A 7,727-nucleotide genomic window follows, 5' to 3' on the forward strand; every position below is an offset into this window, starting at 1 on the left:
AGTAAATAGAAAGATAGTTACCTTTTAATCCTTCTTGGGTTTCTACACTTAATTCTAGTGATAATGCACCGCTTTGTGCTTGGGTATATTCAGCACTGATAATCTTACAGAGATAAGCACCTGTTTCACTGATAAATTGTGAATTGCCTGCTTTAAGTGCTTGTTCTTGGTTATAGGTAAAAATAGGTTGGGTCATTGATGATTCTCCTGTTTAGTGGTGTCTTCTGTGGTTTGAGGTTCAGTGATAATTCCCCAATAATCACAAATTTGGCTATCAACGTAGGCAAGATCGTTATCAATCTGTTGTTCCTCAAATAAGCCGATAGGGCTTTTTGTTGTATCGCTGCCGTTGTTTTGCGTGAGAAATGTGTACTTACCATCTGATACATTCATTCGTAAGCAGACAGTAACAATCCCCTCTAAGGTGATTTTTTCGTCAAGCATTTTGCCAATCGTTTTAATTTTTGTACGACCTAAGTCGTCATTTTGTGTATGAGAGAGAATATAAACTCGTTTGTTATGTTCTAGCTTTCCAGCTAAATCAAAAATCTGCCAAGCGTGTAATCCAATTTCAGTGAATTTATCGTAGCCTTTGTCTTTGGCACGACGCATAAATTCATTTGCCATTAAATATTGGAAATCGTCAATAACAATAATGTTTCGTTTTGTTTGCTTTAGTAGTTGGCAGATTTTATCTGCATTGTCACAAACAAAAACATTGCCTGTTGGGCAGTTCTCTTTATCAAAATATTTCCAATCTTTTGTTCTGAAAGGGAGTGGCTTTGAGATAACTTGAATAAGCAACGTTTCATTCGGATTTAAATTGCGTAAGCTAGTACTTTTTCCTGTACCACTTTCTCCTAAAATAAGCGTAGCAATACTCATCATAGCCCCCTTAACTGTCTTGAACCTGTTAATACTACGCCTTAAATTTCAGCCCCATTCTTTAAGGCGTTTAGCAGTGCAACACGATCGAGTTTTGGATCTGGGGGAATATAAAACTCATCAGGAATAACAGCATTTTCTGCAATATCTACCTTATTCATAATTGGATCGGTCATCTTTAGTTTGAATAATGGGTTTTTAATTTTATTAGTACCTGAATTAAGCATTGATGCATAGATAAGGTTGCGTAAGCGTTGCTGTTTACGTTCATACATTTTCTGAATTTTCTCTAACCGCTGTTTTTCTGCTTTTGCGGTTTCGGCTAAGATTTCTGTCTCTTTATGTAATTTCCATACTTCAGCTACTTTATCTTCAAATTCCATTTCCAAGCAGTTAAAGGCATCAATAACGGCTTGTTCGTTAGTAAATTCTTCATCATCAAGTAATTCATTGATATTTTTTAGTCGTTCTGAGAGTTGATATAAGCTCATAGCGTTACCTCAAATTGGTTTAATGTTCTGTGGTCTGCATTTTCTGCTGTTTGCACGTAGTAAAATTGAGATACATTTAAGATATGCTGCAATTTGTCTTTATACACTTGGCTAACTTTAAGCAACTGTATTGCATTAGTAATGTCGTGATAGCTTTCGTTAAGCAGTAATTCATCAAAAAATTCCATCCATTCGCTGTCAGTTTTATATTGCTGATAAGCTAGGAAAAGTCGGTTTTTAAGCGATTTGAACGCTTGTTTTTTTATGATGATTGCTTGTTGATTGAGTTTTTCAAATATATCCATCACCTAAGCCCCTTCAATAGTCGTTCTCTGATCTCAGATTCGTGCTGTGGCGTAAGTGGTGTTTGCAAATCGCCGTGTTCTTGCTTCCATTCTTGATTAGCCATCTCTATTTCGGTTTCGGTAGGCTCATAGAGAGTGTGGTCGTAATAGTCGGTATCTTTGTCGTATGTAGCAGCTTGAGCTGGTTGGCAACTTACGCCTAAGATAAAGGCAATGATGACGGCAAAAATAAGGTAGAGTGGTTCGTGCGTGAATTTCATTTTTTGCTCCTTATTTGAACAATTTACTGAATTTAGGGTGCAAGAAACCGCCTCACTAAAAAGTAAGGTAAGGCGGTGAATATTTGGTTTATCTCAATCTTGGTGTGGTTTGAGAAAGATAGGTTCTTTCGGCTTCGTCAATCCAATAATTGAACTCGTGTGCTAAGTCGTAAGCTTGAGCCGCAAAGTTATTTTTGATATATCGCTCTAAGCCAAGTGATGTATAGATTGTTCGCATAGCTGGCTCTAGTTGCTCACCATGTCGTTTAGCTAACTTGCAGTATTTTATAAGTGCGTCTAAAACATCTGTATCAATTTCGATCGTTTTAGGTTTTTGTGGTTCAGGTAGAGCAATTTGTTTTTGCTTACTTTCAATTTGGTTTAAGAAAGCTCTCAATACAACTAAATGGAATGCTGGGCTTATCCAAGCAGCGTAAGCGATAACTAGCTCTTTGCAAGCATATGTACCTTGAATATTTCTACCTCTTAAAGTTTTGAAGATCAGATCTGTGCTTCTAACTTCTTTTGAAATTTCATTAATTAAATCTTTTGTTGTTTCAAGTCTTATAAATAAACTAGGGCGATGTTTCGGGTCATTTCCACTAGAAAGATGAAGATCATTTAATGAATAAAGGTTATCTAAAGTGCGGATAGATGTATTTAAGATTTGTAAGTTTGACATATTTTGTACCTTTCGTTTTAGTTTAGTTAGCAGATCACTTAGTAGGTGATCGGGTTTCAACTACCAACGAAAGATGGCGGAGCTTATTTCCTTTCGGTATTGTATTAGGCTCTCTCGACCCGACCATAAACGATCGCTACCTAAATTTTAGGCACAAAAAAACCGCTTTAGAACGGGCGGATAACCGTCTTTCGTTTGTAGTGCGGTTATCTTAGTCCGAAGCAGGGCGGTTTGTCAATATTTATACTATTTGGACTTACTGTTTACTGCATCTTTCACTGCAGATATTATTTGCTCTACTGGTAATTCATTGTTTTGGTTAGATATTAGTCTTGTAGGATTATCAGATAGTGTTTTCATTAAATCTGTGATTATTGTTTTTTGGGCTTGTTTCTTATCTTCTTCATTATTTATCTTAGTATCAATCCAATTATGGCTATATAAAAATAATTTAAATGTATTATATTTAAATTTATAGTCATGTCTAATTTTATTTACTGCAGAATGTAATTTAATTAAGTATATAAGTAATGTGAAGAATATAATTATTATTGGGGATATAATAAATGGGCTGAGAGAACTTATTTCACTAAAAGCCTTAATGACAGTATCGAGATCATATTTATATCCATACCAGAATGATAGTTCTACTGGTAAAAGTGAAAATATTATTAGTAATCCTAAAGTTATCCAATATGAACAATTTTCTTTTTCTGATAAATTTTTTAGGATTTTTAAAGTTTCATTTGCAGCAGCTTTCGTGTTTTCTTCTTCTTGTATATGGTATTCTTTTAGTATTTTATCTAAATCTTCTATATTTTTTCTTGCATTTATATATTTATTTATATCTAATTTATTTTTAATCTCCTTTTTCAATGAATCATAAAAGCTACATGAATCCATGTGAGTTAGAGAAACTATTTATTGATATTTTTAATTTAGTTTCAATAGTTCTAAAGAACAGTAATTGAAGCATCATTTGTGCATATTCTATTTCCTCAAAATAATCTTTTTTATTATTTTCATCCATTTTATTAAAAATTTTTATTAGCTCTGCTATTTCTACTTCTAGATGTTGTTGACCATTTTCTTTAGCTTTTTGTATTGCTTTTTCTAAAGAGTCAGCATTATTATTTAGCGTTCTATTAGTATCTGAGTTACTAGTCATACTTTACCTTTTATTGTATAGAGTTAAATTTTCTTTGTAAGATTGAGACCTATACAGAAAAAAGTCAAGATTTTTAGTATCTGCTGTCTTTTCTGAAGTGTAGTAATTCATAATCAAGAGCAGCTTCATCACAATCACATGGATCAAAGCTATCATCTTCGCCATAATCTTGATCGTCAGGATTAATAGGTATTTCTTCATCATCACCTAAGTGTGAGTATCTGTATTTCATAGTGTTTCTCCTTTTCCTTTTCTTTTTAAAGCTCACTCATAGAATTAACTTTAAAAAAAGCCCTCAATAAAGAGGGCGAAACCAAACGGAGTTTATATGCAAGTAAAAATCACTCAGCTAATAAGAGGTAATTAGTAAATGATTTTCCTAATGCCTGCTTAACCACCTCTGAAATACTAGATATTGTGTTAATTAATACTCACTGAAACAGGTATTAGATTCGATAAACTCTCTATGCTTCACGATTCACTGCCGTTGCTTACTTGAGAGAACTCGATTCACCCTATTGGTTCCGTTGCCAATTCACTTCACAGCGATTTTTCACGTAAGACTAAACGTTCATCTAAGCGAGCAGTTGTCTCTCTGCATCGTTACCAATACTTAGCGACCGCATAGGGTGTTTTTAATCCAAATTGTTAAAAGAGCTTGAGATATTGTGTATCTCGTTTTGACGCACTTATTATGTACTTTAAGTTCGTTAAAGTAAAGAATTAAAAGTACAAAAATAATGTAATAATGAATTAAAAGTTCATAAATGTGTGATTTATAAAGAAATAAAAATTTTGGAAAAATGTTTGATTGCTTGATTTTTGAGCAAATTAATATTGTTGAGCGGTAAAAATGAACAAATGAACAGTTGATTTTTTGCAGTAAGTCGAACTAACTATCATTTTCGTGACGCCACGAAAATGGTTAAGCAAGGGTGTTGGTTAAGAAAAAATACTGCGAGAGGATATTATTTAAGATTTCGGAATGTTAATTTTAATCGTCTAAACATGTCAGTAATTAACATAATCATGCTATACATGAAGATAAAAGAGGTGCAGATTAATAAATAATGTAGATATTCACCAGAAAACAGTAAACTGATATAACTAAGTAACATCGTTATGCTAAACCCTACTATTAGATAGCCGAGGTGATCTATTATTTCAGAGTACATTCCGTTTTTTCTCATTTCTTTTATGAGTGGGTTTTCGGTTATTGTAACTAAAATAGCAATTACGGCAAAAATAAATCCTATCAATGTTGCTGATATGGAAAATAGATTATTACTCAAATCATGGATTTCATCTAAGCTAAGCTCTGTAAATGTACCTGTTTTCCATAAATAAAAATGCAAACCAAAACTAAAAGTAAAAGCTACTTTCTTCCAATGTTTGATATGCACTTTTATTCTCCTTAGTTATTCCTCATCATCAAGGTATTCTTTTAGTATATCATTATGTTTTTCTTTTATCTTATGGATTTTTGAAAAAATATCCTCTAGTTTAACTTCTTCCCTTGATGATGCTTGAATTGAAAATTTATCTTTTAATACATTGTGAAGTAGGTCGATTGGCTGTTCTATGTCTTTGAGTGTTACTTTTAACATTTTAGTTCTGTCAAGATTAAGGAGTATCTTTACTGTATTCCAAGCATCTGGTAATAAACCTTTTCTTGAATGAAGAATAACTCTCTGTGTTCTAACTCCAAGCTCTCCCATTTCATCAAACTGTTCTTGAACCCATGGGTCTTCGCCATCTCTTGGCTTTTTACTGTTTGGACGAGATATTTTGTATTCTATTTGGATTAATGGTGCTTTTCTATTATCTGGATAAAATTCTTCAGCCCCAATTTCTGCCATTGTAATTTTATAGAATTTGTTATCTTTAGATACTGCTTGAGTTAGGTTTGTAAGATAACTTTCAAAGTTTCTTATATTGCCATATAGAGATGAATTATGATAAAGCAATATTTCTTTTTCTTTTCCGTAAAAGAGTGTGAAATAGTTTCGTTCTATGATAGATTCATCATCTTCAAGATTTAGGAGTTCCTCTTTGCCTGTCTTTTTATTTCCTTTGTGTAATAAGTCTTCTCTAAATGTTGAGAAATAACCTGAGATAGAATTATCAAAATTTGAATTATCAGAAAAGATATGTATTCTTCTCGCATAATTTCCTATCATTACTACAGGCATTGAATCATTTTTAAAATGGTTTACAAGCGATCTAAAATTATAACCAGTCTCTGATTGAGCAGAATAGAATCTAATGTTGAACTTATGTTGCTTTATTGCCATCTTCTTTCCTTAGTTATAAGTAATGTTGGTTTTTAATGCGTTATCCTAAATACCTTATAAGGATAACTTCTATATCCTTACCCAATAAAATCAAATTCTGGACCTCAGACTCTATAGTGTTTCAATTCTTTGTACAGCTACACCAATAATTCTAATTTGGTGTGATTGAGAATTTAATCTTGGGAACATTGGATTTAGTGGAACTAATTCAAAGTGAGGTCTGCCGTACTCATCTAAATCTCCCAACTCTTTATATTGTTTAAACGTAGCCTCATTATCATGATTTACAGCTGCGACAAAGTCGCCTGGAGATGGGCAAAGCGTTGGATCAATTAATACTAAATCACCTTCATTAAAACGAGGCAACATTGATTTTCCTTCAATTCGTAAATAGAAAGAATCTTCAGAGGCTAGAATAGTACTTGGTATCATTTCATAGCCTTGCTCGTTATCTAATGCATTGATTCCTTTCCATAATCCTGCTTGTATTGAACTTAATAATGGATAAGCTCTTTGTGGCTTAATTGTTTCCAACGAAGCATTTTTATCACCGTATGTTAGCCATTCTTTTGATACATCTAAAAACTTAGCAATTGCATAGATATTTGCTGGAGATGGCATTGTTTCAGCATTAAACCATTTACTGACAGCCTTTGGCGTTAGATTTAGGTGGTCCGCTAATATCTTACCTTTTCCTTTATCTGGAAATTCTTTCAATTTACAAGCTAATGCCAATCTATCAGCAAATCCTTTTCTAATTTCTTCTTCAGTAATCATTTTCTAACCCTTATTGAACGATTGGTTCAATTATAAATAATCATTGAAGTACTTTCAGTTATGATTTGATATGTACTTTATGTACAACAAAGGAGTAAAATATGAAAATTTAAAGAATCTTATTGACACTCTTAGTGTGAGTGAAGTCTCTGCAATTTGTGGTGTATCAATTAGAGCCGTTTATAAGTGGAGAACATCAAACGCTTTACCTAGAACTGATTACACAGGAGAAACAAATTATTCAGAACGACTTGCTAAAGCACTCAATTATTCGGTAACAGCAGATGAAATCAAGCGATTTAGTAATCCAGCTAATTTTTCATAACTGTAATTTATCACTCAATTTCTTAAATAAAACCATAAAAAACATAAGGAAATTATGACAATGAAAAAGACGATCATAGAAATGATTGAAAAAATTCCTGGTGGGAAAAGCGCAGTAGCTGGATTTCTTGGATTTACAGAGGCTGAGCTTAATAACAGACTTTATCAAACTAAGGGGCAACGCTTTAAAAACGAAGAGTTAATTGCGATTCAAAATGAATTTGGATTAACAGATTTTATAGATGAATTATGCCATCAGTCTGGGGGAGTTTTCCTAAAGATCCCAGTTGAAGGCGAAATTGATAATGTGGAGCTATCTTGCAAGCAAGTACATGAAATTGCAGCAAGGGGATTGCTGTATGAAGCACTAGAGAAAGCAATGACAGATGGTGTAATAACTCCTAATGAGGAGGAAAAGATTAGAGCAGCTTTAAATAAACATTTATCTGCAACAGCTAATTCAGTTGAACTAGCTATAGCTCTGTATAAACGGAAATAAAAACCACCGCGGCAACGGTGGTTAGTTATATAAAAGGAACTG

Annotated in this window: 13 protein-coding genes and 1 pseudogene; 2 read left to right on the plus strand and 12 right to left on the minus strand. The window is 33.1% G+C overall.

Annotated features, from left to right (window positions below; genetic code table 11):
• The 12 genes and pseudogenes from QV06_RS09330 to QV06_RS09380 all read right to left on the minus strand — a co-directional run.
• Window positions 1-196, minus strand: a pseudogene (locus tag QV06_RS09330) (hypothetical protein); the annotation flags it as partial.
• Window positions 193-888 carry an AAA family ATPase gene (locus QV06_RS09335; RefSeq protein ID WP_245174276.1) on the minus strand — a complete coding sequence of 232 codons (696 nt, stop codon included), beginning with the start codon at window positions 886-888 and terminating at the stop codon, window positions 193-195. The pseudogene QV06_RS09330 and the gene QV06_RS09335, both read right to left, overlap by 4 nt.
• A gap of 38 nt (window positions 889-926) precedes the next feature.
• Window positions 927-1,376 carry a siphovirus Gp157 family protein gene (locus QV06_RS09340; RefSeq protein WP_065237904.1) on the minus strand — a complete coding sequence of 150 codons (450 nt, stop codon included), beginning with the start codon at window positions 1,374-1,376 and terminating at the stop codon, window positions 927-929.
• Window positions 1,373-1,681, minus strand: a complete 309-nt coding sequence (locus tag QV06_RS09345) for a hypothetical protein (RefSeq protein WP_065237905.1) — start codon at window positions 1,679-1,681, stop codon at window positions 1,373-1,375. The genes QV06_RS09340 and QV06_RS09345 overlap by 4 nt, the downstream gene beginning before the upstream one ends.
• Window positions 1,681-1,941: a hypothetical protein gene (locus QV06_RS09350; protein ID WP_065237906.1), complete on the minus strand. Its 261-nt coding sequence runs from the start codon at window positions 1,939-1,941 to the stop codon at window positions 1,681-1,683. The genes QV06_RS09345 and QV06_RS09350 overlap by 1 nt, the downstream gene beginning before the upstream one ends.
• A gap of 88 nt (window positions 1,942-2,029) precedes the next feature.
• A complete protein-coding gene (locus QV06_RS09355; RefSeq protein WP_065237907.1) occupies window positions 2,030-2,623 on the minus strand; it encodes a KilA-N domain-containing protein in 594 nt (197 codons plus the stop codon).
• Window positions 2,624-2,869: 246 nt separating this feature from the next.
• A complete protein-coding gene (locus tag QV06_RS09360) occupies window positions 2,870-3,499 on the minus strand; it encodes a hypothetical protein (RefSeq protein ID WP_065237908.1) in 630 nt (209 codons plus the stop codon).
• 13 nt (window positions 3,500-3,512) lie between these two features.
• Window positions 3,513-3,791: a hypothetical protein gene (locus tag QV06_RS09365; RefSeq protein ID WP_065237909.1), complete on the minus strand. Its 279-nt coding sequence runs from the start codon at window positions 3,789-3,791 to the stop codon at window positions 3,513-3,515.
• 73 nt (window positions 3,792-3,864) lie between these two features.
• Window positions 3,865-4,023, minus strand: coding sequence for a hypothetical protein (locus QV06_RS11730; protein ID WP_156542039.1), 159 nt, complete (start codon window positions 4,021-4,023; stop codon window positions 3,865-3,867).
• A gap of 736 nt (window positions 4,024-4,759) precedes the next feature.
• Window positions 4,760-5,194 carry a hypothetical protein gene (locus QV06_RS09370; protein ID WP_065237910.1) on the minus strand — a complete coding sequence of 145 codons (435 nt, stop codon included), beginning with the start codon at window positions 5,192-5,194 and terminating at the stop codon, window positions 4,760-4,762.
• Window positions 5,195-5,209: 15 nt separating this feature from the next.
• The gene (locus QV06_RS09375) at window positions 5,210-6,085 is read right to left on the minus strand and encodes a hypothetical protein (protein WP_065237911.1); all 876 of its coding nucleotides are present in this window, start codon (window positions 6,083-6,085) and stop codon (window positions 5,210-5,212) included.
• 111 nt (window positions 6,086-6,196) lie between these two features.
• A complete protein-coding gene (locus QV06_RS09380) occupies window positions 6,197-6,862 on the minus strand; it encodes a LexA family protein (protein ID WP_065237912.1) in 666 nt (221 codons plus the stop codon).
• A 79-nt stretch (window positions 6,863-6,941) separates the two neighbouring features.
• On the opposite strand from QV06_RS09380, the gene QV06_RS09385 reads away from it, so the two are divergent.
• The gene (locus QV06_RS09385; RefSeq protein WP_065237914.1) at window positions 6,942-7,187 is read left to right on the plus strand and encodes a helix-turn-helix domain-containing protein; all 246 of its coding nucleotides are present in this window, start codon (window positions 6,942-6,944) and stop codon (window positions 7,185-7,187) included.
• Window positions 7,188-7,241: 54 nt separating this feature from the next.
• Window positions 7,242-7,685: a YmfL family putative regulatory protein gene (locus QV06_RS09390; protein WP_065237913.1), complete on the plus strand. Its 444-nt coding sequence runs from the start codon at window positions 7,242-7,244 to the stop codon at window positions 7,683-7,685.
• Window positions 7,686-7,727: the final 42 nt, after the last annotated feature.

The organism is Gallibacterium genomosp. 3 (genome assembly GCF_001678475.1).
Taxonomy (GTDB): domain Bacteria; phylum Pseudomonadota; class Gammaproteobacteria; order Enterobacterales; family Pasteurellaceae; genus Gallibacterium; species Gallibacterium faecale.